This window comes from Streptomyces sp. NBC_01707 (assembly GCF_041438805.1).
GTDB lineage: Bacteria > Actinomycetota > Actinomycetes > Streptomycetales > Streptomycetaceae > Streptomyces.
Genome location: NZ_CP109190.1, coordinates 6787257 through 6812606, shown reverse-complemented (window position 1 = coordinate 6812606; position 25350 = coordinate 6787257). Strand labels below are relative to the sequence as shown.

General features: G+C 69.3%; 23 protein-coding genes. 10 read left to right on the top strand and 13 right to left on the bottom strand.

What is annotated here, in order from left to right; all coding sequences use genetic code 11:
- Window positions 1–20: 20 nt before the first annotated feature.
- Both OG963_RS30500 and OG963_RS30495 read right to left on the bottom strand, forming a co-directional pair.
- The gene (locus tag OG963_RS30500) at window positions 21–2576 is read right to left on the bottom strand and encodes a phosphoribosyltransferase (RefSeq protein ID WP_371799674.1); all 2556 of its coding nucleotides are present in this window, start codon (window positions 2574–2576) and stop codon (window positions 21–23) included.
- Complete coding sequence (locus OG963_RS30495) at window positions 2573–3736, bottom strand: HpcH/HpaI aldolase/citrate lyase family protein (protein WP_093774532.1); 1164 nt, start codon at window positions 3734–3736, stop codon at window positions 2573–2575. Before OG963_RS30495 ends, OG963_RS30500 begins: the two co-directional genes overlap by 4 nt.
- 220 nt (window positions 3737–3956) lie before the next feature.
- Between OG963_RS30495 and OG963_RS30490 the strand changes: the two genes are divergently transcribed.
- Window positions 3957–4844 carry a TerD family protein gene (locus OG963_RS30490; protein WP_030925927.1) on the top strand — a complete coding sequence of 296 codons (888 nt, stop codon included), beginning with the start codon at window positions 3957–3959 and terminating at the stop codon, window positions 4842–4844.
- A 112-nt stretch (window positions 4845–4956) separates the two neighbouring features.
- Here OG963_RS30490 and OG963_RS30485 read toward each other — a convergent pair whose 3' ends face one another.
- The 6 genes from OG963_RS30485 to OG963_RS30460 form a co-directional block, all read right to left on the bottom strand.
- On the bottom strand, window positions 4957–5691 hold the full coding sequence (locus OG963_RS30485; RefSeq protein WP_030925925.1) for a Tellurium resistance: 735 nt from the start codon (window positions 5689–5691) through the stop codon (window positions 4957–4959).
- 140 nt (window positions 5692–5831) lie between these two features.
- Window positions 5832–6977: a DUF475 domain-containing protein gene (locus OG963_RS30480; RefSeq protein ID WP_093774528.1), complete on the bottom strand. Its 1146-nt coding sequence runs from the start codon at window positions 6975–6977 to the stop codon at window positions 5832–5834.
- A gap of 70 nt (window positions 6978–7047) precedes the next feature.
- A complete protein-coding gene (locus tag OG963_RS30475) occupies window positions 7048–7623 on the bottom strand; it encodes a TerD family protein (protein ID WP_030925921.1) in 576 nt (191 codons plus the stop codon).
- 183 nt (window positions 7624–7806) lie between these two features.
- The gene (locus tag OG963_RS30470) at window positions 7807–8382 is read right to left on the bottom strand and encodes a TerD family protein (protein WP_030925919.1); all 576 of its coding nucleotides are present in this window, start codon (window positions 8380–8382) and stop codon (window positions 7807–7809) included.
- Window positions 8383–8552: 170 nt separating this feature from the next.
- Window positions 8553–9011 (bottom strand): peroxiredoxin, encoded by a 459-nt coding sequence (locus OG963_RS30465; protein ID WP_030925918.1) that lies wholly within the window; start codon window positions 9009–9011, stop codon window positions 8553–8555.
- A gap of 176 nt (window positions 9012–9187) precedes the next feature.
- Entirely contained in the window at window positions 9188–9625 is a 438-nt protein-coding gene (locus tag OG963_RS30460) for a DUF3052 domain-containing protein (RefSeq protein WP_030925917.1), read from the bottom strand.
- Window positions 9626–10124: 499 nt separating this feature from the next.
- Here OG963_RS30460 and aceE point away from each other — a divergent pair, with 499 nt between their 5' ends.
- On the top strand, window positions 10125–12857 hold the full coding sequence (gene aceE, locus OG963_RS30455) for a pyruvate dehydrogenase (acetyl-transferring), homodimeric type (protein ID WP_093930242.1): 2733 nt from the start codon (window positions 10125–10127) through the stop codon (window positions 12855–12857).
- A 96-nt stretch (window positions 12858–12953) separates the two neighbouring features.
- Here aceE and OG963_RS30450 read toward each other — a convergent pair whose 3' ends face one another.
- Together OG963_RS30450 and OG963_RS30445 are read right to left on the bottom strand one after the other, a co-directional pair.
- Entirely contained in the window at window positions 12954–13340 is a 387-nt protein-coding gene (locus tag OG963_RS30450; protein WP_093774526.1) for a peptidase inhibitor family I36 protein, read from the bottom strand.
- A gap of 198 nt (window positions 13341–13538) precedes the next feature.
- A complete protein-coding gene (locus tag OG963_RS30445) occupies window positions 13539–15026 on the bottom strand; it encodes an MFS transporter (protein ID WP_371126412.1) in 1488 nt (495 codons plus the stop codon).
- A gap of 240 nt (window positions 15027–15266) precedes the next feature.
- On the opposite strand from OG963_RS30445, the gene OG963_RS30440 reads away from it, so the two are divergent.
- From OG963_RS30440 to OG963_RS30430, 3 genes are all read left to right on the top strand, one after another.
- On the top strand, window positions 15267–15962 hold the full coding sequence (locus tag OG963_RS30440) for a TetR family transcriptional regulator (RefSeq protein ID WP_093774521.1): 696 nt from the start codon (window positions 15267–15269) through the stop codon (window positions 15960–15962).
- 224 nt (window positions 15963–16186) lie between these two features.
- A complete protein-coding gene (locus tag OG963_RS30435) occupies window positions 16187–17407 on the top strand; it encodes an alpha/beta hydrolase (RefSeq protein WP_319736324.1) in 1221 nt (406 codons plus the stop codon).
- 76 nt (window positions 17408–17483) lie between these two features.
- Window positions 17484–18443 carry a DUF4429 domain-containing protein gene (locus OG963_RS30430; RefSeq protein WP_093774518.1) on the top strand — a complete coding sequence of 320 codons (960 nt, stop codon included), beginning with the start codon at window positions 17484–17486 and terminating at the stop codon, window positions 18441–18443.
- 72 nt (window positions 18444–18515) lie between these two features.
- Here the strand turns inward: OG963_RS30430 and OG963_RS30425 are convergent, their stop codons facing one another.
- Both OG963_RS30425 and OG963_RS30420 read right to left on the bottom strand, forming a co-directional pair.
- Window positions 18516–19532 (bottom strand): aldo/keto reductase, encoded by a 1017-nt coding sequence (locus OG963_RS30425; RefSeq protein ID WP_030925904.1) that lies wholly within the window; start codon window positions 19530–19532, stop codon window positions 18516–18518.
- Window positions 19533–19537: 5 nt separating this feature from the next.
- A complete protein-coding gene (locus tag OG963_RS30420) occupies window positions 19538–19993 on the bottom strand; it encodes a MerR family transcriptional regulator (RefSeq protein WP_030925902.1) in 456 nt (151 codons plus the stop codon).
- 113 nt (window positions 19994–20106) lie between these two features.
- Here OG963_RS30420 and OG963_RS30415 point away from each other — a divergent pair, with 113 nt between their 5' ends.
- Window positions 20107–20931: a serine hydrolase domain-containing protein gene (locus OG963_RS30415; protein WP_371799673.1), complete on the top strand. Its 825-nt coding sequence runs from the start codon at window positions 20107–20109 to the stop codon at window positions 20929–20931.
- Window positions 20932–20962: 31 nt separating this feature from the next.
- Here the strand turns inward: OG963_RS30415 and OG963_RS30410 are convergent, their stop codons facing one another.
- Complete coding sequence (locus OG963_RS30410; protein WP_362270559.1) at window positions 20963–21619, bottom strand: pirin family protein; 657 nt, start codon at window positions 21617–21619, stop codon at window positions 20963–20965.
- A 171-nt stretch (window positions 21620–21790) separates the two neighbouring features.
- Here OG963_RS30410 and OG963_RS30405 point away from each other — a divergent pair, with 171 nt between their 5' ends.
- The 4 genes from OG963_RS30405 to OG963_RS30390 all read left to right on the top strand — a co-directional run bounded on the left by OG963_RS30405 (window position 21791) and on the right by OG963_RS30390 (window position 25321).
- The gene (locus tag OG963_RS30405; protein ID WP_030970314.1) at window positions 21791–22990 is read left to right on the top strand and encodes a CdaR family transcriptional regulator; all 1200 of its coding nucleotides are present in this window, start codon (window positions 21791–21793) and stop codon (window positions 22988–22990) included.
- Window positions 22991–23079: 89 nt separating this feature from the next.
- Window positions 23080–23994, top strand: a complete 915-nt coding sequence (locus OG963_RS30400) for an ACP S-malonyltransferase (protein WP_093774510.1) — start codon at window positions 23080–23082, stop codon at window positions 23992–23994.
- Between the two features lie 13 nt (window positions 23995–24007).
- Window positions 24008–25009, top strand: coding sequence for a ketoacyl-ACP synthase III (locus OG963_RS30395; RefSeq protein ID WP_030925893.1), 1002 nt, complete (start codon window positions 24008–24010; stop codon window positions 25007–25009).
- Between the two features lie 63 nt (window positions 25010–25072).
- Window positions 25073–25321, top strand: coding sequence for an acyl carrier protein (locus tag OG963_RS30390; protein WP_030925892.1), 249 nt, complete (start codon window positions 25073–25075; stop codon window positions 25319–25321).
- Window positions 25322–25350 lie beyond the last annotated feature (29 nt).

Here is a 25350-nt window from a genome sequence, read left to right as displayed (position 1 = left end):
GGTCAGGGAGGTCGGGGTGGTCACTGTGACGCCACCGCCTTGCCGTCCGCTCCCGTCGCTCCCCGGGTGTACTTCGGGTGGATCAGTCCCACGCAGGTGTACGGGAGTTCGTCGACCTCTTCGACCGGCACTCCGCGCTGCTCGGCCAGCAGCCTGATGTGCTCGAGGTCGGCGCCGGCGCCGCGCTTGGCGAGGATCTTCCACGGGACGCGTCGCAGCAGTACGCGTGTGGTCTCGCCGACCCCCGGCTTGACCAGGTTCACATCGTGGATGCCGTACTCCTCGCTGATGCGCTCGACGGCCGCCCAGCCGTCCCACGTCGGGGCGCGGTCCGCGGCGAGCAGCTCCTTGACCTCGGCGTCCACCGCGTCGGCGACCTCGTCGAAGTGCTCGGCGACGGTGTCGAGGAAGTGGCCGGACACATCGGCGTCCGCCAGCTCCCGGTAGAACTTCGCGCCGTGGAAGTCATGCGGGCCGACCAGGTCGGCACGGAGCACCGTGCGCGAAATCAGTCCGGAGACGGTGGAGTTGAGGCAGGCGGACGGGATGAGGAAATCCTCGCGGGTGCCGTAGGTGCGGACGCAGCCGCCCGGGTCGGCCAGGACCGCGATCTCGGGGTCGAAGCCCTCGAACTCGGCGAGCGCCGCCGACAGTTCACGGGTGATCGCCCCCTTGCCGGTCCAGCCGTCGACGAAGACGACGTCCGCCGGGTTGTGGTGGGCGGCCAGCCAGCGCAGTGCGTTGGCGTCGATGCCCCGTCCGCGCACGATGGAGACGGCGTAGTGCGGCAGATCGAGTCCGTGCCGGTGCTGCGCCCAGCGGCGCATCAGCACACCGACCGGGGTACCGGCCCGGGCGAGGGAGACGAGAACAGGGCGGGGGGTGCGCTCGGCGAGAACCGTCTCGGTGACGGTGCCGACGGCCCGTGCGATGCGGGCGGCCGAAAGGTCCAGGGCCGCCTTGAACAGGTCCTGGTACTCGGCGGACGGCTGGTACTCGACGGGCAGCGACTCGGCGTAGTGCGCGCCACCGCTCTGTATCGCTTCCTCGCGCTCCTCGGTGGGCGCCTCCAGCTCGGTGTCCGAGAGGTCCTGGAGCAGCCATCCGACGTCGTCCGGCTCGTAGGAGGAGAAGACGGGGCCGCGAAGGGGCTCGGGCAGCATGCGGGGTTCCTGCCGTTCGGGGGCGGGTGAGGAGGCGTACGGGACGTACGAGGGGACGACGGCCAGCAGGACCTGGGCGGTGTGCGCGGCCAGCTCCGCCAGCAGGCCGCCGGGAGCGTGCAGCTCCGGGGTGTCGGCAGTGGAGTCGACGACCACCACCACCGCGTCGAAACCGGCGCCCGCGACGTTGTAGGCGAAGCGCTCGCCGGGGCCGTCGGCCGGGTTGTCGTGGGCCGGGAAGACCAGACGGCTGCGTATCGCGTAGCCGGGGTCGTCGACGGCGAGGACGGGGGAACGCGTGGTGGTCGAGTACCGCACCTCGGCGTCGGTGTGGTCCTCCAGTGCCGTGCCGAGCCGGAGCGGTGCGTACATCAGCTCCTCGAAGCCGAGGACCAGCACGCGGCGGGCGTCGCCGTCCAGGGCGTCGGCGATGCGGGCGGCCATGGCGGGAAGGGCCGATTCCAGACTTGCGCGATGTCCGGGGGTGAAGCCGTGCCGGCCGCCGTCGGGCACCCCGGCCGGCCACCCCAGCTCCACCCGGGTGCAGCGGGTGTCGGCCTCCCGCCCCGGTACCGACGATCCGGCCCCGGTTGCGGCAGCCGCGCCGCCGTCGCTCGCCTCGGCGGCCCGCTCATGGGCGGCGACCAGTGCCTGCCCCTTCTCCAGGACGCCGTCCGGGAGCCGGACCGTGCCCGTTCCCCTCGCCACCAGGTCGACACGTGCGCCGATCTCCGCGGCGAACTCGGTCAGGCGTCCGCGGTCGGCCGGCGACCTCATGTCCACCAGGGCCACGATCACGTACCGGTCGCGCGGGTACAGCTCGTGCAGCGCGCGGATCGTGTTGAGCACGGTGTTGCCCGTGGAGAACTCGTCGTCCACCAGCACGAGAGGCTCTCCCGCCCGGCCCTCACCGCCGGTCCCGAGCAGCGTCGGATCCTCCGGCAGCAGCAGATGCGAGGTCGCGTGCGAGTGCGACTCCTCGAAGCCGCCCGCCCGGACGACTCCCTCGACCGGACGGCGTGTCGAGTGGAGGTACGGCGCCACTCCCAGCCCGTCGGCGACCGCGTGGCCGAGACCGGTGGCCGTCTCCGCGTACCCGAGGACCACCGACCGGCGCGCCAGCGTCTCCCCGAGGTGCTCGCGCACCCGCAGACCGAGTTCGAAGCCCGCCCCGTAGACCACGGACGGCCTCTGCGGCACATGCTTGCCCAGCACATTGGAGACGAGCAGATGGGCCCGCTTGGGGTTGCGGCGCAGAGCCAGGCCCAGCAGCTCCCGGAGCTCGCCGTCACCGCCGGGCGTCCCGTTGCCGACGAGCTCGACGCCCAGTCGCTCCGCCACCCAGCTGCCCGACCACACCACGTTCGCCTTCTCTTTCCCTGCTGCGCGCTCGCTCGTTCGGGACGCGCTCATTCCGCGAGGCCCGCGGCCAGCAGATCCACGAACCCGACGTCTTCCTTCGCCACGCCGAAGACCTCGGCCCGCAGCAGCGTGCGCTCGGCCCAGGCCCGGTGGGGCTTCACTTCGTTCATCTTGTTCGTATACGCGGAGCGCATCACTCCACCGCCTCCCCGCTCCGGCCGCAGGATGTCCTGTGCATCGCTGAACTCCTCATGGCTGACCACGGACAGTGCGTGGACGGGCGCGACGTGCGACGGGTGGATGCAGGTCTTGCCGAGCAGCCCGTTGGCCCGGTCGAGCTCGATCTCCCGCAGCAGTCCGTCCAGGTCGTGCTCGATCAGCTCCGTGCGCAGCTCCTCGGCCCGGCCCTCCAGGAAGGGGCTGCGGCGCAGCTGCGGCTTGAACATGCGCTCCTGAAGTCGGAAGTACTCCCACACCGGGCCGGTGATGGTGAAACCGGTGCCGTCCGCCCGGCCCAGGACATTGACCACGTCGGCGATGACCGCGGCGACGAGCTGCACGTCGTACGCCGTCATGTCGGGCGCCCTGCGCAGTCCGTACGCCGAGCAGAAGTCGGTGACCCCGAGCCGCAGCGCGAGCACCCGGTCCCGGTACCTGTCCACGGTACGGGCGATTCCCCGCAGTGTCTCGCCGCGGGACTCCAGATGAAGCAGCTCCGGGGATTCGAGGACGGGCATCGCGAAGAGCCGTCGGCTCATGGCCGTCTCGGCCTTGGTGAGTGCCTCCATGAACGGCACACCACGCTCTTCCGTGAATTTCGGAAGTACAAAACCGGACAACAATCGGGCGGAGCCGCCGAGCCGGTTCACCAGGTCCGTGATCTGCTCCGGCTCACGGACCCGGATGAAGAGAAGCGGCACCTCGACACCGCGCGCCGCGAGGTCGGTGAACTGCCTGACCAGGTTCTCCTCGGCCTCCGCCACCTCGGAGTCGTCGATCGAGTCCTCCAGGCACAGCACCATCGAGACGACACCCCGCCCGGCCTGTTTGATGATGTCGTCCGCGAGCCGCGGCCGGGTGGCCGGGGAGTAGAGGGTGGCGCCCAGGGCGGCCGAAAGCGTGCGGGCGGGCGAGCCCGCACCGAACTCAGCCGGCTCCCGATGGAACAGGCCCTTCCGCGCAGCGGGCGAGATGTGCCCGAAATGCCGCATATATTTCCCCCGTACTGCCTGGCCGGCCGGACAACGCATGGCCGGTAATAGTACGTAAAGACTGGTGTCGAGAGTTCCCTGCGTGCATGAATTTCGGGTAACTCGTCCATTTCCCGACGGTTCCGCAAGGTGCGGGGTGAGTGGTTCCGACGCGGTGCCGGGACATGGGTTGCGACCCCCACGTTGTCTGCGCGGGTGGCCAGCAGGCAGGATGACCGCCATGACGCACGCGATGCTGAAGGGCTCGAACGTCCCGCTCGATGCCACGGCCGTACGGGCCGTGCTGCGCTGGACCCCGGGCGCCGGGGTCCCCGATGTGGACGCTTCGGCCCTGCTTCTCGGCACCGGTGGCCGTGTGCGCTCCGACGAGGACTTCGTCTTCTACAACCAGCCCAGGCACCCTTCCGGCCTGGTACGACGGCTACCGAAGCGCAGTGTCGCCGAGGGGCTGACCGACACCATCGAGGCCGACCTCGGCGCCCTCGACCCCTCGGTCGAGCAGGTGGTCATCGCCGCGTCCTCGGACGGCGCCGCCTTCCAGCAGGTCCGCGATCTGCGCATCCTGCTGTACGACGCGGGCTCGGCGGGCGGGGATCCACTCGCCGTGTTCGATGTGCGGCCGGAGACCGGCGAGGAGACCGCGATCATCTGCGGTGAGCTCTACCGGCGCGGCGATGGCTGGAAATTCAGGGCGGTCGGCCAGGGCTACCCGACGGGTCTGGTGGGTCTCGCGACCGCGTTCGGCATCTCGGTCGACGAGGCGGAGGCCGCGGCCGAGCCCGCTGCGGTCGGATCGCCCGGCCCTTCGCCCGCCTCGACGCCTGCGCCGGTCACCGGGCCGGCCGCCGCACCGCCCGCCCCCACTTTCCCCCCCGCGCCCGGACCCGACCCGCAGGCCACCGTCCAGCACCAGCAGCCCGCGTACGGCTACCCGCAGCCGACAGCGGTCGCAGCACCCTCCCCGGTCCCCCAGCCGGCCTACGGCTACCCGCAGCCGGCCTCCGCACAGCCCGCGTACGGGTATCCACAGCCCGCGGCGGCTGCGCAGCCCGCCCCGGACCCGAATTTCGTCCTGCCGCCGCAGGGACCGCAGTTCGTCCGCTCCTGACCGGCACGGCGCCGCGGGCCGGATCCGGGTCCGGGAACCGGCGATCGGCCTCCGCCGGGACTCAGGACCGCCACACAGGTCTCCAGGGCCCGGGCGTCGAGGACAGGCGGCCTCAGGCGCGTGACTTGTAGCCCCGCCCCCACTGCATCCCCCAGCCGTACAGCCGGTCCAGCTCCGACTGGAAGCCGTAGACGAACTTCACCTCGCGCCGCACGATCAGCTCGTCCTTGACGTTCTCCACGGTGAACACGGCGCACGAGCGGGCCTGCGGAGCCCTCTCGTCGAGCTCGATCTCGATCCGCGGCCCGTTGCCCGGGTAGAGCGTCACCTTGGCGTGCGTACGGTCGAAGGCCGGCGTCTGGTCGTAGATGTAGACGAAGAACAGCAGCCGCTTGATCTGGTCCCGCTGGTCGAGGTTGACGTACACGGTCTCCCCCGACGGCGCCCCGAAGCGGTCGTCCCCGCTGAGCCTGATGTACGGCGGCCCGTTCAGGTCGCCGATCAGGTTGCCCAGGGGCTGCACGACGCCCTTGGTGCCGTCCTTCAGCTCGTACATGCAGCCCAGGTCCAGGTCGACGTTGACCACGCCCTGGGTGTGCGCCTGGACCACATCGGGCTGGAAGAGCTTGAACGGGCGCAGCAGCCGGCCGCTCTGCCGCGATCGGCCCTCGATGTCGGACGTACGCATCCGCCAGGAGAGATTGACCCGGAGGTTGCCGGTCAGCGCGCCCTGCTTGGTCAGCGAGACCGTGGCGTGCCGCTTGGAGAGCACGATGGAGTTGGTCGCCGCGTTACCCGACTCGAACTGCGCTTCGCGCCTTGGCCACAGGCCGTCCCAGAACGCCATCCCCAACCCCCACACCTCTCGGTACTGCCCGGCCCCGCGCGCATCACTGCGGGGCGGCCCCCGGGCCGGCTCCGGGTGTCCCTGGAGAACCGTCGCCGTACGGACCGCCCCGCTGAGAGCGTTCCTCAATCCCTACCGGGTCACACCCCGGACGGGACTTCCGCCTTGGAGCCCGAGTTGTCGTCGCCGCCTCCGGCCTCCAGCGCCTTGTTGCGCCGGACCGAGGACCAGAAGGACCAGGCGATCAGCACGACGCCGACGAGGCCGGTGATGATCTCGTTGATCTGGTACTGGATGGTGACGAGCAGGATGACGGACAGCGCGCCGATCGCGTAGTGCGCGCCGTGCTCCAGGTAGACGTAGTCGTCGAGGGTTCCCTGACGGACCAGGTAGACCGTGAGCGACCGGACGTACATGGCGCCGATACCGAGGCCGAGGGCCATCAGCACGATGTTGTTGGTGATGGCGAATGCGCCGATGACGCCGTCGAACGAGAAGGACGCGTCGAGCACCTCGAGGTAGAGGAACATGAAGAACGCGGCCTTGCCGGAGAGGACCACCGCGGAGAGCTTCTTGCCGGTCTTCCTGGCCTCTTCCTCGGCCTCGTGCTCGCGCTCCTCCTCCTCCTCGAGCTTGTTCTCGAAGTAGCTGGAGAGACCGCCGACGATCAAGTACGTGATCAGACCCGCGACGCCCGCGAGCAGCACGGTCTCCGCCTTGTTCGCGTGACCGCCGCCGTGCTGGTGCGCCTGGACCGCAAAGGTCATGGCCGAGATCAGCAGCACGATGAGCGCGATGCAGACCGACAGCATGTCGACCTTGCCGAGCTTGGCGAGCGGACGCTCGATCCAGCGCAGCCACTGGATGTCACGCTCCTCGAAGATGAAGTCGAGGAAGATCATCAGCAGGAACATGCCACCGAAGGAGGCGATCGCCGGGTGGGCGTCCGTGACCAGTTCCTGATAGCGGTCGGGCTGGTTGAACGAGAGATCGACCGCCTCGATGGGGCCCAACTTGGCAGTGATGGCCACGATCACGACAGGGAAGACCAGCCGCATACCGAAGACCGCGATGATGACACCGATCGTGAGGAAGATCTTCTGCCAGAAGGCATTCATCTTCTTCAGGATTCCGGCGTTGACCACCGCATTGTCGAAGGACAGCGAGATCTCGAGGACGGAAAGGATCGCGACCACCCCGAGCGCCTCCCACCCCCCGTAGAACACCGCTGCGACCAGGCCGAGCGCGGTAATCGCGAACGACCAGCCGAAGGTTTTCAGAAGCACTGGCTACCCCATCGTGTAAGTACGGGTCTCCCCCGGGTGTGTACGGGGCTCCCCCGCGCCGTGCGCGGCTTTACGAAACGTTGACCCCGAAGTCTAGAGCGATGCCCCGCAGCCCCGACGCGTACCCCTGTCCCACCGCACGGAACTTCCATTCACCGCTGTACCGGTAGAGCTCACCGAAGATCATCGCGGTTTCCGTCGAGGCGTCCTCGCTCAGGTCGTAGCGCGCGAGTTCCTGGCCGTCCGCCTGGTTCACCACACGGATGAACGCATTGCTGACCTGACCGAAAGTCTGCCCGCGATTGTCGGCCTCATGGATCGAGACCGGAAAAACGATCTTGTCGCAGTGGGCGGGCACCTGCGTGAGGTTCACGATGATCGACTCGTCGTCGCCCTCGCCCTCACCGGTGAGATTGTCGCCCGTGTGCTCCACGGAGCCGTCGGGGCTCGTGAGGTTGTTGTAGAAGACGAACCACTCGTCGCCCAGCACCCGTCCCGACTGGCACAGCAGCGCGCTGGCGTCGAGGTCGAAGTCGGCTCCGGTGGTGGAACGCGCGTCCCAGCCGAGGCCGACGAGCACCTGGGTGAGGTTGGGTGCGGCCTTGGAGAGGGAGACATTGCCTCCCTTGGCGAGCGTGACGCCCATGGTGTGTGTCCTCCCCGAGTCGATGAACCGTCTGTACGTGACCGTCTATCGATGAACCGTCGACGGACTGTCTGTTGTGCGCGTCCGGCGCCGCACTGGGTGCGGCGCCGGACGGGGACGTGCCGGACGTGTCCCCGGCAGTGCCTGCGCAGGCACTGCCCGGTCACGCCTTCTGGGCCGTGCTCAGACGTTGACGCCGAAGTCCTGCGCGATGCCGCGCAGGCCCGAGGCGTAGCCCTGACCGATGGCACGGAACTTCCACTCCGCACCGTTGCGGTACAGCTCGCCGAAGACCATGGCGGTCTCCGTCGACGCGTCCTCGCTCAGGTCGTAGCGCGCGAGCTCGCTGTTGTCGGCCTGGTTGACCACGCGGATGTACGCGTTGCGCACCTGGCCGAAGCTCTGCTGGCGGGACTCGGCCTCATAGATCGAGACCGGGAAGACGATCTTGTCGACATCGGCCGGGACGCCGGCCAGGTTCACCTTGATGACCTCGTCGTCGCCCTCGCCCTCACCGGTGAGGTTGTCACCGGTGTGCTCGACGGAGCCGTCGGGGCTCTTGAGGTTGTTGAAGAAGACGAAATTCCCGTCGTTGCCGACCTTGCCCGCCGCGTTCGTCAGCAGGGCGCTGGCGTCGAGGTCGAAGTCTCCGCCGGTGGTGGTACGGGCATCCCAGCCGAGACCGACGATGACCGCGGTCAGGTTGGGCGCGGCCTTGGTCAGCGAGACGTTGCCGCCCTTGCTGAGGCTGACTCCCACGAGTCCTCCCATTGGTTTCATTAGAGGCCGACAGGTGCCGGCGCCTCCATCGTGCGTTGGCATCGGATCAACGAGTGGATCCTAGTGACCGGTTCCCGGCCAAAACAGGCTTTTGGCCGGGAGGCCGGGAGATCGCCCGGATCGTCGCCGGAAGATCCACCGAATCCGGATCAGATCGCGTCGAGGGCCTTGACGTAGTCGTTGAGGTCGCGCGCGTCGGGCAGGCCGTTGACGACGGTCCAGCGCACCACGCCCTCCTTGTCGATGATGAAGGTGCCGCGCACCGCACAGCCCTTCTCCTCGTCGAAGACGCCGTAGGCCCGCGAGGTCTCGCCGTGCGGCCAGAAGTCCGAGACGAGCGGGTACTCGAGGCCCTCCTGCTCGGCGAAGACACGAAGGGTGTGGATGGAGTCGTTGGAGACGGCGAGGAGCTGCGTGTCGTCGTTCTCGAACTTCGGCAGCTCGTCGCGGAGGGCGCAGAGCTCACCCGTGCACACGCCGGTGAAGGCGAACGGGTAGAACAGCAGGACCACGTTCTTCTCGCCGCGGAAGTCGGAGAGCTTCACGGTCCGGCCGTGGTTGTCCTTGAGCTCGAAATCCGGGGCCTTGGTGCCGACCTCGATCGCCATGGATACGCGTCCCTTCACTGCTTCACCGGGCTGGGCTGTCCGGGTGGACTCCCACCCTACGCAGAGCCCTCGGGGGGCCACGCGCCGCCCGCGTACCGACGCCCGCGAGCCCGCTCCCGGGCATACGAAGACCCCCGCCGGTGCACGACCGGCGGGGGCCTCGTGGTGAGTGCGGTTCAGCGCTTGGCTTTGGCCGACTTCGGGGTGACAAGACGGCTGCCCGTCCAGTCCTTGCCCGCATTGATGCTCTTGGTCTGGGAAAGACCGGCTGTCTGTGCAGCCTCGTTGATGTCGCTCGGTTCGACGTATCCCTCGCGGCCGGTCTTCGGCGTCATCAGCCAGACCGCACCGCCGTCCTCGATCAGACCAATGGCATCCACCAGCGCGTCCGTAAGGTCGCCGTCCTCGTCGCGGAACCAGAGCAGAACGACGTCAGCGACGTCGTCGTAGTCCTCATCGACGAGTTCCTGGCCGGTAGTGGCCTCAATGCCCTCACGGAGCTCCTGCTCGACGTCGTCGTCGTAGCCGATCTCCTGGACCACCTGTCCGGGCTCGAACCCCAGCCGTGCAGCCGAGTTGGTCCGTTCCTCCGCGTGGTCCGCGGTCGCGCTCACGGGTTGCCTCCTGATCATGTTTCGGAAAATGCTTCAGCCACGCGCGTGCGCGGGGCGTTGGCCGTAGTCCACACGGGCGCGGCGGATCGCGCAAGTACCCAGCGTGCGAGACCGCCTAAACGGTGACGTTCCCTGCCACGTCGCCGCACGATCGGCATGTCCCTCGCGGGGCCCGACGCTGCCGTCCACACCCTTTACGTGCTTGAACAGCATTACGTCCTTGAACAGCTTATGCCGTTTCGGTCCGCCAATCGGAGTCGAACAGCCTTTGGGAACGCTTGGACGGGTTGGGCGTATGGTTGCGGTTTGGTCCCACCCGTCTGCCGGACCGTCCTCGCGCACCGGACGTGATGTCTCACAACCTGACGGTTACCCCTGGGTAGAGATGACGTTTGCGTCCTCGCGGTACACGATGGTGACGACGTACATGCATACATCCCGGGGGCATGCCTCCCGTTATCAGGCCCCGTAGAGCACCACCGAACAGCGAAGGAACAGCGTGGCTTCCGGATCCGATCGCAACCCGATCATCATTGGCGGCCTTCCGAGCCAGGTCCCGGACTTCGATCCCGAGGAAACCCAGGAATGGCTCGACTCCCTCGACGCCGCCGTCGACGAGCGCGGGCGTGAGCGGGCCCGCTACCTGATGCTCCGGCTCATCGAGCGCGCGCGCGAGAAGCGTGTCGCCGTGCCGGAGATGCGCAGCACGGACTACGTGAACACGATCGCCACGAAGGACGAGCCGTTCTTCCCCGGCGACGAGGAGATCGAGCGCAAGGTCCTCAACGCGACTCGCTGGAACGCGGCCGTGATGGTGTCGCGCGCCCAGCGCCCGGGGATCGGCGTCGGCGGCCACATCGCCACGTTCGCCTCCTCGGCCTCGCTGTACGACGTGGGCTTCAACCACTTCTTCCGGGGCAAGGACGACGGCCTCGGCGGCGACCAGATCTTCTTCCAGGGGCACGCCTCCCCCGGTATCTACGCCCGCGCGTTCCTCCTCGACCGGCTGAGCGAGGCGCAGCTCGACGCCTTCCGCCAGGAGAAGTCGAAGGCGCCGAACGGCCTGTCCAGCTACCCGCACCCGCGGCTGATGCCGGACTTCTGGGAGTTCCCGACCGTCTCGATGGGCCTCGGTCCACTGGGCGCGATCTACCAGGCCCGGATGAACCGGTACATGGAGGCGCGCGGCATCGCCGACACCTCCCGGTCGCACGTCTGGGCCTACCTCGGTGACGGCGAGATGGACGAGCCCGAGTCGCTCGGCCAGCTCTCCATCGCCGCCCGTGAGGGCCTGGACAACCTGACCTTCGTGGTCAACTGCAACCTGCAGCGCCTCGACGGTCCGGTACGTGGCAACGGCAAGATCATCCAGGAGCTGGAGTCGCAGTTCCGCGGTGCCGGCTGGAATGTCATCAAGCTGGTCTGGGACCGCTCCTGGGACCCGCTGCTGGCGCAGGACCGCACCGGCATCCTGGTCAACAAGCTGAACACCACGCCGGACGGCCAGTTCCAGACGTACGCCACCGAGTCCGGCTCGTACATCCGTGAGCACTTCTTCGGGGACGACCCGCGGCTGCGCGACATGGTCAAGGACATGACCGACGACCAGATCCTGCACCTGGGCCGCGGCGGTCACGACCACAAGAAGGTCTACGCGGCGTACGCGGCGGCCAAGGCCCACAAGGGCCAGCCGACGGTGATCCTCGCGCAGACGGTCAAGGGCTGGACGCTCGGACCCAACTTCGAGGGCCGCAACGCGACCCACCAGATGAAGAAGCTCACGGTCGAGGACCTCAAGCGGTTCCGCGACCGGCTGCACATCCCGATCACGGACAAGCAGCTGGACGAGGGCTACCCGCCGTACTACCACCCGGGCCGCGACTCGGAAGAGATCCAGTACATGCACGACCGCCGCAAGGGTCTGGGCGGCTACGTCCCGACCCGTGTGGTGCGCGCGAAGCCGCTGGTCCTCCCCGAGGACAAGACGTACGCGACCGCGAAGAAGGGTTCGGGCCAGCAGTCGATCGCCACGACCATGGCGTTCGTCCGCATCCTGAAGGACCTCATGCGGGACAAGGAGATCGGCAAGCGTTTCGTGCTGATCGCGCCCGACGAGTACCGCACCTTCGGCATGGACGCGTTCTTCCCGAGCGCGAAGATCTACAACCCGCTGGGCCAGCAGTACGAGGCCGTGGACCGCGATCTGCTGCTCGCGTACAAGGAGTCGCCGACCGGTCAGATGCTGCACGACGGCATCTCCGAGGCCGGCTGCACGGCGTCGCTGATCGCCGCGGGTTCGGCGTACGCCACGCACGGCGAGCCGCTGATCCCGGTGTACGTCTTCTACTCGATGTTCGGTTTCCAGCGCACCGGTGACCAGTTCTGGCAGATGGCCGACCAGCTCGCGCGGGGCTTCGTACTGGGTGCGACCGCCGGTCGCACGACGCTGACCGGTGAGGGTCTGCAGCACGCGGACGGCCACTCGCAGCTGCTCGCCTCGACGAACCCCGGCTGTGTCGCGTACGACCCGGCCTTCGGGTACGAGATCGCGCACATCGTCAAGGACGGTCTGCGCCGGATGTACGGCGAGAACAGCGAGGACGTCTTCTACTACCTCACCGTCTACAACGAGCCGATCCAGCACCCGGCCGAGCCGGAGAACGTGGACGTCGAAGGCATCCTCAAGGGTGTCTACCGCTACAGGAGCGGCGAGCGGGGCATGATCCCGGCCCAGATCATGGCGTCCGGCGTGGCGGTCCCGTGGGCGGTCGAGGCGCAGCAGATCCTCGCCGACGAGTGGAACGTCAAGGCGGACGTCTGGTCGGCGACCTCCTGGAACGAGCTGCGCCGCGAGGCCGTCGAGGTGGAGCAGCACAACCTGCTGCACCCGGAGGAGGAGCTGCGCGTCCCGTACGTCACGCAGAAGCTCTCCGGCTCCGAGGGCCCGTTCGTGGCGGTCTCGGACTGGATGCGTTCCGTGCCGGACCAGATCGCTCGCTGGGTGCCCGGCACGTACCAGTCGCTGGGTGCGGACGGCTTCGGCTTCGCCGACACCCGTGGCGCGGCCCGCCGGTTCTTCCACATCGACGCGCAGTCGATCGTCCTCGCGGTGCTCACCGAGCTCGCGAAGGAGGGCCGGATCGACCGTTCGGTGCTGAAGACGGCGATCGACCGGTACGACCTCCTGGACGTGGCAGCGGCCGATCCCGGCGCGGCCGGCGGCGACGCGTAGGCACGACCGGCGGACGAGTCGGGTCGAAGGGCGGCGGACCTCCTGGTCCGCCGTCCTTCGGCGCTCTCCGGCCGGTCCCCCGTTCCGGCTCCGCGGTCAGTTCTCCCAGATCTTGAATGCCCTGACCTGGTACGGGGACTGCGGCACCCAGGTCCCGCCGCCCGGATACGTCTCGAACTCGCCGGTCTCGGCGCACTCCGCGGACTGATAGGTGGTGACGGGGCGGCCGGTGCGGTTGGCGAGTGCCTGGGCCTTGCCGCCCGGCGGCATCGGGACGCAGCTCTCGATGTCGGTGCCGGACAGTTCATGGATCTGCCGGGCGCCGGTGAAGTCCGGCTTCGCCCAGAAGCAGAGCTGCCCGCTTCCGCATGTCCCGAGGCGGACCGGCGCCGTGCGCGCGGCCGGTGCGGTCCGTGACGCCGAGGCTGCCGCCGGGATCAGTGCGGTGACGGCCAGTACCGCGGCAAGAACGGTCGTACGCATGTCAATCAACCCCCGTGCTGGTGTGGATCAGTTGCACGCACCCTGACCTGCGGGACAACGCCACCGGAAGGGGATCCGGGCCACACCACCCGGATAGGCGACAGCCCCGCCGGGAAGGCCCGGCGGGGCTGTCGTATGCGCTGTGTTGACGCTCGGCCGTCATCGGCGCGTGGGGGCCGGCGAGGACCGGCGGCGGGGTCAGATGTGGCCTGCGCCCGCGCCCGCCTCGGCGTTCTCACCGCGCTTGGTGAGCGTGGCGACCAGCGCCGCGATCACCGCGACGATGCCGGCGACCATGAACGCGGTGCTCATGCCGGACACGAACGTGTCATGCGCGACGTCCGTGATCTTCTCCACGACCGGCGCAGGCAGGTCGGGTCCCACCGGCGGAATGCCGACCTCGATGGCCGAGGACGCCTGGTCCAGCTGCTGGGGCGAGAGCGGCGGAAGCTTCGCCTCCGCCCAGTTGCCGGCCAGGTGGGAGTCGACCTGGGAGGCCATGACCGCACCCAGCACCGCCGTACCGAGGCTGCCGCCGACCTGCATGGAGGCCTGCTGCAGTCCGCCCGCGACACCGGAGAGCTCCATCGGGGCGTTGCCCACGATGACCTCGGTGGCACCGACCATCACCGGGGCGAGGCCGAGGCCGAGCAGGCCGAACCAGACGGACATCGTCGCCGTGCCGGTGCCGGTGTCCAGCTGCGACATCCCGAACATGGCGACCGCGGTGCACACCATGCCGCCGACGAGCGGGACGCGCGGGCCGAACTTGGTGATCAGCACGCCCGCGAGCGGGGAGCCGACGATCATCATGCCGGTCAGCGGGAGCAGGTGCAGACCCGCGTCGACGGCCTTCATGCCGTGCACGTTCTGCAGGTAGAAGGTGACGAAGAACAGTCCGCCCATGAAGGCGAATGCCATCAGCACCATCAGGACGACGCCCGCGGACAGCGGCACCGAGCGGAACATCGCCAGCGGGATCAGCGGCTCCCTGACGTTCTTCTGCGAGAAGGCGAACACCGCGAACAGGCCCACGGCGGCCACCAGGAAGGCGATCGTCTTGAAGTCGCCCCAGCCCCACTCGGCACCCTTGATGAGCGCCCAGATCAGGCAGAACATCGCCTGCGACAGCAGCACGATGCCGCCGATGTCGAAGGAGCGCGGGGCGTTCTCGGCCCGGTGGTCCTTGAGGATCACCACGCCGAGCAGGAGTGCGACCACACCGACCGGCACGTTGATGAAGAAGACGGACTGCCAGCTGACGTGCTCGACGAGCACACCGCCGAGGATCGGACCGCCCGCGGTCGAGGCGCCGATGACCATGCCCCAGATGCCGATCGCCATGTTCAGCTTCTCGGCCGGGAAGGTGGCGCGCAGCAGGCCGAGTGCGGCCGGCATCAGCAGTGCGCCGAAGAGGCCCTGCAGCACCCGGAACGTGATCACCAGGGCCACGCTGCTGGAGAGGCCGATGGCCCCCGAGGCCGCCGCGAAGCCCACGACCCCGATCAGGAAGGTCTGACGGTGGCCGAACCGGTCACCGAGCTTGCCCGCGGTGATCAGGGAGACCGCGAGTGCGAGCATGTAGCCATTGGTGATCCACTGGACCTGGGCGAGCGAGGCACCCAGGTCCTGCTGGATGGCGGGGTTGGCGATCGCGACGATCGTGCCGTCGAGCGCGACCATCATCACGCCGATGGCCACGGAGAAGAGCGTCAGCCAGGGGTGGCCGCGCAACCCCTTGGCCGGGGCGGGAACGAGGGTGTCCTGGGGCTCCCGCGACGCCTTTTCTACGGTGGTCTGACTAGTCATGCCCGGGAGATTAGTGTCAGTCACTGACAGTTGACAAACCATTTCACAAGTCGGTAACTGTCTCGTAGCTCACACGTTCACCGAGTCGGACAAACTATCAGAAAGAGGACAGGTTCAGTGACCGACGGGCCGCGAGCCGTGGAGCACCCGACCGGGCTGCGCGAACGCAAGAAACGACGCACCCGGGACGCCTTGCTGCACGCCGCCCTCGAGCTCTTCACCACCCAGGGGTACGAGGAGACCACCGTCGACGAGATCGTCGACGCCGTCGACGTCTCCCAGCGCACCTTCTTCCGCTACTTCGCCAGCAAGGAGGAGACCACCTTCGCCGTCCAGGAGATGGTGGAGTCGCGCTTCCTCTCCGAGCTGCGCCGACGACCCGCCACGGAGAGCCCGTTCGAAGCCATGCGCAGCGCCGTGCTCTGCGCCTGGAACAGCATCGGCGAAGCAATCGAGGAACTCGTCACGGTCGAACTCCACATGCGTACGTACCGGATGATCGAGTCGACCCCCTCCCTGCTCGCGGCCCATCTGCGGCGCAGCATCGATCTGGAGAACCAGATCGCCGAGGTGATCGCCGCGCGCGAGGGTCTCGACATCGAGACGGACCCGCGGCCGCGGGTCGCCGTCGCCGCGTTCTCCGGGGTGATGCGGGTGACCGGGCAACTGTGGGGGCAGGGGCGGGACACCAGCGTCGACTCGCTGCGGACGCTGACCGAGATCTACCTGGACCATCTCGGAGCCGCGCTCGTGGGGAACTGGCACGCACCGGTCGAACGGACTGCCGAGACACCTCACACGTCCGCCGGGTAGGTCAGCACCTCGATGTGCCGAACACCTCAAAGAGGAACATGACGGACTTCACAACAGCCGTGCCACGACCGGCACATGCGGCGTCCGCGAGGCTCCGGAGTTCGCCGGAGCGTGCGCGGCGCGCGCACGGAGCGTAAGGAAGTACCCCTTCAATTCCCCATGGACGGGTGATGTGCGTCACCCGGTTCACAGCTGCCGTCGCGCGTCTCCTAGTGTGGGCGGCAGTGACTTCCTTCGACTCCTCCCCCACGCTGACCGCATGGCGCGCACTGCTCGCCGTCGCGGTCGTGTTCGTGATGCTGGCGACCACAGGCTGGACCGCCGTGCGTCACCAACGCTCCGACGAGCCACGCGACATCGCACTCAGCTCCTGGGCGCGGGGCCGGATAGCGGGTCACCCCCTGCCGGACGCCGATGCATCCCCGTACCGGCTGGCCCAGTTCTTCGCCTCGCTCACCGCCGCGCAGCGCACCGCTCTCGCCGACAAGTACCCCTTGGTCGTCGGCAATCTGAACGGCGCCCCGGTCACCCTGCGCTACCGCGCCAACCGGCGTGCCCTGGTGCAGGCGCGGGCGGTCGAGCAGCAGCGCATGCACGACGTCCGGCTCTCCCCCGACGGCCGCGGCGACGCGCTCCGCCGAATGGAGCGGTTCCGGTCGATGCTTGCCCACGGCCGGCACTTCCTGGCCTTCGACCCGTCGGGGAAGGGCCACGCCGCCGAGGTGTTCGGCGATCTCGACAAGGCCGAGCGGGTCTCGCTGGTGGTGCCCGGTGTCGACACCAGCCTGCTGACGCTGGAGCGGTCCGGGCTCAAGGTCAACGCCGCGCCCGTCGGCATGGCGAAGTCGCTGTACGCCGCCGAGCGCGCCGCGAGCCCCGGCACCCGGACCGCGGTCATCGCCTGGGCCGACTACACCGCGCCCGCCGGCATCGGGATGGACGCAGCCCTGGGGAACCTCGCCGAGCGCGGGGCCGTCCGGCTCACCGCGCTGGTCGACGCCCTGCCCGGCGCGTCGAAGATCTCGCTGTTCTGCCACAGCTACGGCTCCGTGCTGTGCGGTGTCGCCGCGAACGAACTGCCGTCCAGGGTCTCCGACATCGCGGTCGCGGGCAGCCCCGGCATGCGGGCCAAGAACGCCGCGCAGCTTCACACCACGGCCGATGTCTGGGCGATGCGGGACCGCGACGACTGGATCCAGGACGTACCGAACATGGAGGTCGGCGGGCTCGGCCACGGCGCCGATCCGGTGGACCGCGGCTTCGGTGCGCGCATCGTCTCGGCGGACGACGCCATCGGGCACAGCGGCTATTTCGAGCCGGGCACCGAGAGCCTCAGCAACTTCGCCGCCATCGGCGTCGGAGCCTACGATTCGGTGACCTGTGCGAGCGCCGACAGCGCCTGTCGCGACGGAATTTCCGGCGCCGAGGGCGTCCGACGCGCGTAGATCACCGCAACCGCCGGTGAATTGCGGTCCGCTCGGAGGGGGGACGTCCGGACGAGTGCCGCATACGATGAGGCACATGGGTGATGTGCTGGCCGGAATTCATGCCACCTGGGAGTTCGACACCGACTCCGTGCTCATCCGCTTCGAACGGGGAATCCGCACGCCGAAGCTCTTCCAGAGCCTGCGTGAACGCCGCATTCCGCACGCGGCGTTGTCGTCGGTGACACTGACCCCGGGCAAGCGAGGCACGGTGGTTCTGCATGCGGTGCCGAGACCCGGTGCCGATCCACTGCTGGAAGCCGCGGCCGGGCAGCTGAAGGACGGCAGCGATCCGTACCGGCTGGTGCTGCCCGCGGAACGCGAGACGCTCGCCGAGTACTACGCGGACGAGCTGCGCGCGCGGCTCGGCCCGGACGCGGCGGAGCCCGCCGAAAGATTCCTGGTCGCGGCCCCCGAGGCGCCGATGCACTTCAAGGCGTACGACGGCAGGGCCAGCTTCGACGGGGACCGGATCTCCTTCCGCTGGTTCTGGACGGGTGCCTCCACGGCGAAGTGGAAAGCAGGCGACCAGACGTTCCCGGTCAGCGAGCTGAGCGGGGTCGAGTGGCGCTCGCCGGAGGCCTTCGACGGCTATCTGCGACTGGTGCCGCGCGGCGCTCCGGGCACGGACGCCGGGGCGGGTACGGGCATGTCGCCCGTTACGGGCAAGGGTGCGACCGCGCTCCGTACGGACTCCGCGCCGCCCGGTCCGCAGTCGTCGGCCCCACGGCCCACCCAGGCCGATCAGGACCCGGCTGCGGTGATCTTCGGGCTCGGCTACGGGCCGGTGCACGAGTCGCTGCCGTTCGCCGCCGCCGTACTGGAGTCCGTGCGCAAGAGGCAGTCCACGCCCGTCGCCGTGCCGGCGAGTGCCGTGCGGCGCGATCCGGCGGACATCGCCGAGCGGATCCGGCACCTCGGGGAACTGCACCAGGCGGGTCTGGTGACGGACGACGAGTTCAGCGCCAAGAAGGCCCAGCTGCTCGCGGAGCTCTAGCCGGACGGGCGAGGACCGGCCCGTCCGGCCCTTGCGGGGAGCCCGGCGGGCTCCCCGGACCTCCGGGAACGGCTACTCGCGCGCCGCCGACGTCGAGCTCATGTCCGGGTAGCGGTCGCCCGCCACCTGGCCGGCGATCGGCTCCAGCACGGCCAGCTCCTCCGGCGTGAGGGTGAGCCGGGTCGCCCCGACGTTCTCCAGCAGCCGGCTGCGCTTACGGGTGCCGGGGATCGGGACCACGGTCAGACCGTGCACCTCGGCGCGCTGCTGCACCCAGGCGAGCGCCACCTGCGCGGCCGTCGCCCCGTGTGCCGCCGCGATCTTGTGGACGGGTTCCAGGAGGGCGGCGTTCGTCTTGGCGTTGTCGCCGGTGAAGCGTGGCTGGTACTGGCGGAAGTCACCCTTCGACAGGTCCTTGGCGGCGTCGGCGAACGCCCCGGTCAGGAAGCCGCGGCCGAGCGGCGAGTAGGGCACGAAGGTCACCCCGAGTTCGACCGCCGCGGACACGGCGCTGCGCTCGACGTCCCGGCTGAAGAGCGACCACTCCGACTGCAGGGCGGCGATCGGGTGCACGGCGTACGCCTCGCGCAGCTCCGCTCCGGTGACCTCGCTCAGCCCGAGCTGCTTGACCTTGCCCTGCTGCACGAGCTCGGCCATCGCGCCGACGGAATCGGCCAGCGGCACGGAGGGGTCGCGGCGGTGCATGTAGTACAGGTCGATGACGTCGGTGTTCAGTCGGCGCAGGCTGTCCTCGACGGCCTGGCGGATGTACGCGGGGTCGTTGCGCACCGCCCGGTACCGCGGGTCGTCGTCCTTGCGCTCGATGGCGAACTTCGTGGCGAGCGTGATCTCGTCCCGGTGCGTGCCGACGAACGGGGCGAGGAACGTCTCGTTGGCACCGTTGCCGTAGATGTCCGCGGTGTCGAAGAGCGTGACGCCCGCCTCCAGTGCGGCCTCCAGGGTGTCCCGGGCGGCGGCTTCGTCGGTGTCCCCGTAGAACTCGCTCATGCCCATGCAGCCGAGTCCCTGCACGCCCACCTGCGGGCCGCCGTCCCCGAGCTCCACCGTTGCGATCTTGTTGTCGGTCATCAGGATCAAGGCCTTTCCGACGCCCGCCGGGCGCCCGCATAAAAGTCGATCTTGTAATCGAGGACGGCGAGGGTGTCCTGGAGCTCCGCGATCCGCGTCTTCACATCGCGGCGGGTCGCCTCCAGCAGCTCCTGCCGCTCCTCGAAGGTGTGCTCGCCCTCGCGCAGCAGCTCCGCGTACCTGACCATGTGGGCCACCGGCATCCCGGTCAGCCGCAGCTTGCCCACGAAGGCCAGCCAGTCCAGATCGCGATTGGTGAACCGGCGCTGGCCGGTGTGCGACCGGTCGACGTGCGGCATCAGGCCGATCCGCTCGTACCAGCGCAGGGTGTGTGCGGTGAGCCCGGTGAAGGCTGCGACCTCGCTGATGGTGTAGCGGTCCTGGCCCTCGGGGCGTGGATGCGCCCGTGGAGCCGATGCACAGGCGTCGGTCGTCGCGGTAGTGCTCTCCATCACCGTCATGCCCTCCACGCTAGAACCTTGGAGTGCACTCGAAGCAAGCGGCATCGGGGACAGGAATTTCCGGCCACCGGCCGGATGACGGGCGTTCGGCGGCAGGTCTTAGTCTCGTAGTCATGCAGAGCCTGGCGATGATCGAGAACTGGCCCGTCCCCACCGCGGCGGCCGCCGTCGTACGAGCGGACGGCACTGTCGTCGGCGGTCACGGGCCGACCGCGCACCGCTTCCCGCTCGCCTCCGTCACCAAGCCGATCGCCGCCTATGCCGCGCTCGTGGCGTACGAGGAAGGCGCCGTGGAGCTCGACGAACCGGCCGGACCCGAGGGTTCCACCGTCCGGCATCTGCTCGCGCACACCAGCGGGCTCGCCTTCGACGAACACCGGGTGACGGCCGCTCCCGGCACCCGGCGGCTCTACTCCAACGCGGGCTTCGAGGTGCTCGGCGACCGCATCGCCAAGGCCACCGACATCCCGTTCCCCGAGTACGTGCGCCAGGCGGTCCTGGAGCCGCTGGGCATGGCATCGACGACGATGGACGGCTCGCCCGCTCGGGACGGCGTCTCCACCGTCGACGACCTGGTGCGGTTCGCGGCGGAGGTGCAGGCCCCGCGGCTGCTCGATCCGCGTACGGTGCTGGCCGCGCAGACCGTCGTGCACCCCGGTCTGAAGGGCGTCCTGCCCGGTTACGGCCACCAGAACCCCAACGACTGGGGGCTCGGCTTCGAGATCCGGGACCACAAGTCGCCGCACTGGACAGGCAGTTCCTCGTCACCTGCGACCTTCGGGCACTTCGGGCAGTCGGGGACGTTCCTGTGGATCGACCCGGCCGCGGGTGCGGCGTGCGTCGCCCTGACCGACCGGGCCTTCGGACCGTGGGCGGCCGAGGTCTGGCCGCCGTTCACGGACGCGGTGCTCGCGGAGCTCGTACGTCCGGCGGACTAGTGCCCCCGGCCGGCTCCGGCCGAGGCCCCGCTCAGCCCGACAGCTCCCACACCAGCACCTGCGCCGGCACCTCGGCCACCAGCTCCAGCCCCACAGCCCCGGTGATCCGCGCCGCGTCCCCCGGACCGAGCGTCTCGCCGCCGAGGCGCACTTCGCCATCGATCACGTGCACGTACGCCCGCGCCGCGTCCGGCACCGCGGTGCGCTCCCCGGCGGCGAGCCTGCGCACATGCAGCATCGCTCCAGCTTCCGGGAGGGCGTACGGGGTGGAGTCGGCGATGCCGGGGACCGTCGTGTACGAGGGTTCGCCGCCCGGCTCGAGCGGCGCCAGCCACATCTGAAGGAACGTCAGCGGTATGTCCCCGTCGTTCCGCTCGACGTGGCGTACCCCGGCCGCCGAGCTGAGGTGCTGGACGTCCCCGGCCCGTACCACCGTGGTGTGACCGGCCGAGTCGCGGTGGGTGAGCTCGCCCTCGACGACCCAGGTGACGATCTCCGTGTGGCTGTGCGGGTGTTCGTCGAAGCCCGCACCGGGCGCCAGCCGTTCCTCGTTGCAGGCCAGGATCGCGCCGAAGCGCAGGTTGTCCGGATCGTAGAAGGAGCCGAAGGAGAAGGCGTGCCGGGACAGGATGCCCGCGGCCTCGTCGCCGCCCGTGTACCGGTCGTCCGCGCGCTGTACGGAAATCACGGGTCCACGGTAGCCCGGCCGGGCACCCCTGTGTCCCGGTCAGGGACGCCCGGATCCCGGCCGCGGACCGGCCGTGTCCCGGTCGGAAACCGGCCGTCCGCTACTCGGCGGTACGACCCGCGGCCGCCCCGGCCCTCCGTGCCCGTGGTCCGATAAGGCAGTCTTGTGTTCGTGCCCCGACCCGATCCTGAGCAGCCCGCTGCGAATGACGCCCACCTGCATGCCGCGACCCTGAAGCGGCTGGAGCAGTCCTCCGGCCGGCTGGCCGCGAACGCGATCGCCCGCATGGACGAGTCGCTGCCGTGGTACCGGGCGATGCCACCGGAGAACCGGTCCTGGATCGGCCTGGTGGCCCAGGCCGGAATCGCCGCTTTCACCGAGTGGTTCCGTCACCCGGAGACCCCGCAGGCCATCTCCACCGACGTGTTCGGTACGGCCCCGCGCGAGCTGACCCGTGCGATCACGCTGCGCCAGACCGTCGAGATGGTGCGGACGACGATCGAGGTGATGGAGGCCGCGATCGAGGAGGTCGCCGCGCCCGGCGACGAGTCGGTGCTGCGCGAGGCGCTGCTCGTCTACGCGCGGGAGATCGCCTTCGCGACCGCGCAGGTGTACGCGCAGGCAGCCGAGGCCCGCGGCGCATGGGACGCCCGGCTCGAATCACTCGTGGTGAACGCGGTGCTGTCCGGCGAGGCCGACGAGGGCGCCGTGTCGCGCGCCGCCGCACTCGGCTGGAACTCCCCCGAGCATGTCTGCGTGGTCCTCGGTACGGCCCCCGACGGCGACAGCGAACTGACCGTCGAGGCGATCCGTCGGGCCGCCCGGCACGCCAAGCTCCAGGTGCTGACCGGGGTGCTCGGCAACAGGCTGGTCGTCATCGCGGGTGGCAGCGACAACCCGCTGCATGTCGCGAAGGCCCTGATCGGCCCGTACGCGGCCGGCCCCGTCGTCGCCGGGCCGGTGGTGTCGGACCTGCTGGCGGCCACCCGGTCCGCGCAGGCCGCCGCCGCCGGGCTCAAGGCGTGCAGCGCCTGGCAGGACGCCCCGCGGCCGGTCCTGGCGGACGATCTGCTGCCGGAGCGCGCCATGGCGGGCGACCCTGCCGCGCGTGACCAACTGGTGGAGGAGATCTACAGACCGCTGGAAGAGGCGGGCTCCGCGCTGCTGGAAACGCTGAGCGTGTATCTGGAACAGGCGAGCAGTCTGGAGGGCGCCGCCCGGATGTTGTTCGTCCACCCCAACACCGTGCGCTACCGGCTCCGACGTGTGACGGACGTCACCGGATGGTCGCCTTCTGATGTCCGCTCCGCGTTCACTCTGCGCATCGCCCTGATTCTGGGGCGTCTGGCCGACAGAGATCCCCAGTCCTAGACTTTTGTCGGACATCAACAATTCCCCCTACGGTTCTTCGTCCCTGTCCCCACGGGTGTTCCGGACCGTTCACAAGAGAGAGTGTGAGGGTGCTCGTACTCGTCGCTCCCGGCCAAGGCGCTCAGACGCCCGGCTTCCTGACTCCCTGGCTCGACCTCCCCGGTGCCACCGACCGCATCGCGGCCTGGTCCGACGCCATCGGGCTCGACCTTGCCCACTACGGCACGAAGGCCGACGCGGACGAGATCCGCGACACCGCGGTGGCACAGCCGCTGCTGGTCGCCGCGGGTCTGCTGTCCGCCACCGCGCTTGACGCGTCGCCCGGTGTCGTCGCGGGTCACAGCGTCGGTGAGATCACCGCCGCAGCTCTCGCGGGCGTTCTCGACGACGAGGCCGCGCTCCGTCTCGTACGCACCCGTGGGCTCGCCATGGCCGACGCCGCGGCGGTCACCGAGACCGGTATGGCGGCGCTGCTCGGCGGCGACCCCGACGTGACGGTCCCTCATCTGGAGATGCTCGGGCTGACTCCGGCGAACGTCAACGGGGGCGGCCAGATCGTCGCCGCCGGCACCGCCGCGCAGATCGCCGCGCTGACCAAGGACATGCCCGAGGGCGTGCGCCGCGTGGTGCCGCTCAAGGTCGCCGGCGCCTTCCATACGCACCACATGGCCCCTGCGGTCGACCGGCTCCGCGAGGCCGCGGCGGCACTGACGGTCGCCGATCCGACCGTGACATACGTCTCGAACGCCGACGGAAAGACGGTCGCCACGGGCGACGAGGTCATCTCCCGGCTGGTCGGCCAGGTCGCCAACCCGGTCCGTTGGGACCTGTGCATGGAGACCTTCAAGGCGCTGGGCGTCACCGCGCTCATCGAGGCCTGCCCGGGCGGGACCCTCACCGGTCTCGCCAAGCGCGCACTCCCCGGGGTGCAGACCCTCGCGCTGAAGACCCCCGACGACCTCGACGCGGCCCGCGCGCTCATTTCCGAGCACGCAGACGCCTAAGGAGCCCGAGAGCATGTCGAAGATCAAGCCCAGCCAGGGCGCCGCGTACGCACGGATCATGGGTGTCGGCGGCTACCGCCCGACCCGTGTCGTGCCCAACGAGGTGATTCTCGAGAAGATCGACTCGTCCGACGAGTGGATCCGCTCCCGGTCCGGCATCGCCACCCGCCACTGGGCCTCCGAGGAGGAGACCGTGGCCGCGATGTCGGTCGAGGCGTCCGGGAAGGCCATCGCCGACGCCGGGATCACGCCCGAGCAGATCGGCGCGGTCATCGTCTCCACCGTCTCGCACTTCAAGCAGACTCCGGCCGTCGCGACCGAGATCGCCCACAAGGTCGGCGCGGGCAGGCCCGCCGCCTTCGACATCTCCGCCGGCTGCGCGGGCTTCGGCTACGGCCTGACGCTCGCCAAGGGCATGATCGTCGAGGGCTCGGCCGAGTACGTTCTGGTCATCGGCGTGGAGCGGCTCAGCGACCTGACCGACCTGGAGGACCGGGCAACGGCCTTCCTGTTCGGCGACGGCGCAGGCGCGGTCATCGTCGGCCCCTCCAATGTGCCCGCCATAGGCCCGACGGTCTGGGGCTCCGAGGGCGACAAGTCCGAGACGATCAAGCAGACCGTGGCGTGGGACGAGTTCCACGCCGAGCGTCCCGAGAAGTTCCCGGCCATCACGCAGGAGGGCCAGGCGGTCTTCCGCTGGGCCGTCTTCGAGATGGCGAAGGTCGCCCAGCAGGCGCTGGACGCGGCCGGGATCGCCCCGGAAGACCTGGACGTCTTCATCCCGCACCAGGCCAACATGCGGATCATCGATTCGATGGTGAAGACCCTGAAGCTGCCGGAACACGTCACGGTCGCCCGCGACGTGGAGACCACCGGCAACACCTCCGCCGCCTCGATTCCGCTCGCTATGGAGCGGCTTCTGGCGACCGGTCAGGCGAAGAGCGGCGACACCGCGCTCGTCATCGGCTTCGGGGCGGGTCTCGTCTACGCCGCGACGGTCGTTACTCTCCCCTAGGCACACCGGACCTTCCGGTCCGGACGTCCGAACCCTGCTGAAACACATCGAAGGAGCGCCAACATGGCCGCCACCCAGGAAGAGATCGTCAACGGTCTCGCCGAGATCGTCAACGAGATCGCCGGTATCCCGGTCGAGGACGTCCAGCTGGACAAGTCCTTCACCGACGACCTGGACGTCGACTCGCTGTCCATGGTCGAGGTCGTCGTCGCCGCCGAAGAGCGCTTCGACGTGAAGATCCCCGACGAGGACGTCAAGAACCTCAAGACGGTCGGCGACGCTGCCGACTACATCCTGAAGCACCAGGCCTGATCCAGCCGGCTCGTGTGTCGCCACCCGGC